Origin of the sequence: Burkholderia sp. 28_3, assembly GCF_003253915.1 — a bacterium.
GTDB classification, from domain to species: Bacteria; Pseudomonadota; Gammaproteobacteria; order Burkholderiales; family Burkholderiaceae; genus Burkholderia; species Burkholderia cenocepacia.
Window position 1 is genome coordinate 1 of sequence record NZ_QKZF01000071.1, and the last position, 2,685, is coordinate 2,685.

The following is a 2,685-nucleotide window of genomic DNA, read 5'->3' on the forward strand; positions in this document are numbered from 1 at the left end:
TGCGGATTTCGGCGATGGTGATCAATCGTTTCGGCGAACGTGATCAGTCTGGAAGGTGGTGTTGCGCGGTCAATGGATTATAGCGACGGTGATCACGATCAGGCGTCAGCGGACTCGGATTTCGTTTTCTTTCTCATCGAATCGCCCTTGACCGGAAGCTTGTGGGCCTGATGCACGAGCCGATCGAGAATCGCATCGGCGAGCGTGGGGTCCTGCAGCCACGCGTGCCAGTGTTCGAGCGGCAACTGGCTGGTGATCACAGTCGAGCGCGTACCGACACGATCATCAAGTACCTCAAGCAGATCATTGCGCGCCGCCTGGTCGAGATCCTGCAAGCCCCAATCGTCGAGGATCAGCACATCAATCTTCGCGAGTTGCGCAAGCCGACGTGTGAAGCTGCCGTCGCCGTGCGCGATTTTCAGCTCTTCGAACAGCCGCGCGACGCGCACATAGAACACGGAGAAGCCCTGCCGGCACGCCTGCTGGCCGAACGCGCAAGCGAGCCACGTCTTGCCCGCGCCGGTGGGGCCGGTCAGGATCAGGTTCTGAGCATTGCGCACCCAGTCGCAGCCGGCGAGCGTGGCGACGATGCGCTGGTCCAGCCCACGGGTTTGCCGGTATTCAATGTCTTCGACGCAGGCCTGTGGGTTCTTGAGCTTCGCGGCGCGCAGCAAACGTTCGAGTCGTCGCGTATCACGCCAGGCCAGCTCGCGATCTACGAGCATGCCCACGCGTTCCTCGAATGACAGGCTGGTGCTTGCCGTGAGCGTTGACTGCTCCTCGAACGCGCGAGCCATGCCGTCCAGTTTGAGCGCCTTTAGCTGGGTAAGGGTGTGCTGCATCAACATCGTGACCTCCTTCGGGTCAGTGGTAGTAGTCGGGGCCGCGCACGTTCTCGTGCTCGGGCGAGCGCCATTCGGCGGGCGTGGTCGGGAGCGAGGGCTGCAGGTCAAGTCCCGCTTCCAGGATTGACAGCACGGAGCGACGCGTGGGCGAGCCGATCTTCAATGCACGCTGGCATGCGGCCTCGAGGCGGTGTTTGCCGTACTTGCGCGCGAGCGAGAGAAGACCGAGACAGGCGCGATAGCCCATCTCGGGGTGAGGTTTGTTGGTCAGCAGATGCCGCACGACAGCCTCGGCGCCGGGGCCGACGGATGCGCCCCAGTTGAGCAGGCGCCCAGGCGTCCATTCCATGTGCGCGCGATGCGCAGCCGGCATGTGTTCGGCGATGGTCGTGTGTTTGCCTTTGAGGCGCGAGCGAGCGTGCGCAGCGACACGCTTGCCGCCATGCAGGATCTCTACGCCGTGGCGTGTGATACGCGCCCAGACCTCCTGCCGTGCGAGGCTATGCGGGACGCTGTAATAGTGGCCGCCGACATCGACGTGGTAATCGATGTTCACACGGCACTTCTGGAAGGTGGCGATCTCGTAGCGACGCACGGGCAACGGGCGCAGGACGGGTTGGTCCAGCCGTTCGAACCATTCACGCCGGTTGCCTTCGAGCCGCTTGAACGGGCGCTGGTTTAGGTCGGCGATCAGTTCTGCAATCGCCTTGTTGAGTTCAGCCAGACTGTAGAAGCGATAGTGGCGCAGTCGGGCCAGCACCCAGCGCTCGACGATCTGCACGCCGACTTCGACCTTGGCCTTGTCCTGCGGTTTGCGCGGACGCGCCGGCAGCATCGCGGTGCCGTAGTGGTTCACGAAGTCCTGCGTGGTCGTGCCGAGTCCGGGTTCGTAACGGTCGGGTCGCGCGATCAGCGCCTTCGGGTTGTCGGGCACGAGCAGCTCGGGCACGCCGCCAATGAACTCTAGCGCATCGCACAGGCTGCCGATCCAGTCCGCCATCGTCTCGGTGCGCGTCGCGCACGCGAACGTGTAGTTGGATGCGCCGAGCACGGCAACGAACACGTGCGCCTCGAACTCGACGCCGCCATCGCTCGCCAGGACCGGCACGGTGGGACCCGCGAAGTCCGCGAACAGCTTCTCGCCGGCGCGGTGCTGCTGACGCATCGAGCGCTTGATCGACTTCGCCCAATCCTTGTACTTCTGGCAGAACTGCGTGTAGCGGTACGTCCGCTGGCCGGGGTTCGCTTCAGCGTATTCTTCCCACAGCAGTTGCAGCGTCACGCCCTTGCGGCGCAGCTCGCGATGCAATGCCGTGTAGTCGGGCTCGATGCGTCGCGTCGTCGTCGCCGCGGCATTGGTTGCCGCAGGCCTCAGGCGCGCGTCCAGTTCGTCGTCGGACATTGCTTCGGCTGCCGCCCAATCGAGTCCCGCCTGGCTGGCTTGGGCCGCGAACTTCGAGACGGCACCGACGCTGATGCCGATAGCCCGGCTGATCTGCCGATGCGTCAGGCCACACGCCCACTTTAGTCGCAGGACTTCCTTCAATTTGCGCATGCTCATCCGAGGTGTCGGCATCGGCACTTCTCCCGCAAAAAAGGGAGCAGGCTAACGCCGTCGGTGAATACATGCGCAACGCCACCGCCAGACTCAAACCCGGATTACGTTCCGGTTACGTGATCACCCGTTTCGGTCCCGTGATCGCTCATTCCGGCATCGTGATCACGCGTTTCGGAAACCTGTGATCAGCGATCACGATCAACCGAAACGGGTGATCACGATCATTCGGAATCCATGATCACGATCCGCCGAAATGCGTGATCACGTTCGCCGGAATACGCA

The 2,685-nt window shown here is 63.2% G+C and carries 2 protein-coding genes; both read right to left on the reverse strand.

The features are described 5' to 3' along the window. Positions 1–98 precede the first annotated feature (98 nt). Entirely contained in the window at positions 99–848 is a 750-nt protein-coding gene (gene istB, locus DFS13_RS39595; RefSeq protein WP_006397350.1) for an IS21-like element IS408 family helper ATPase IstB, read from the reverse strand. Between the two features lie 16 nt (positions 849–864). Further along, positions 865–2,421 (reverse strand): IS21-like element IS408 family transposase, encoded by a 1,557-nt coding sequence (istA, locus tag DFS13_RS39600; protein ID WP_011875599.1) that lies wholly within the window; start codon positions 2,419–2,421, stop codon positions 865–867. Between the last annotated feature and the right edge of the window lie 264 nt (positions 2,422–2,685).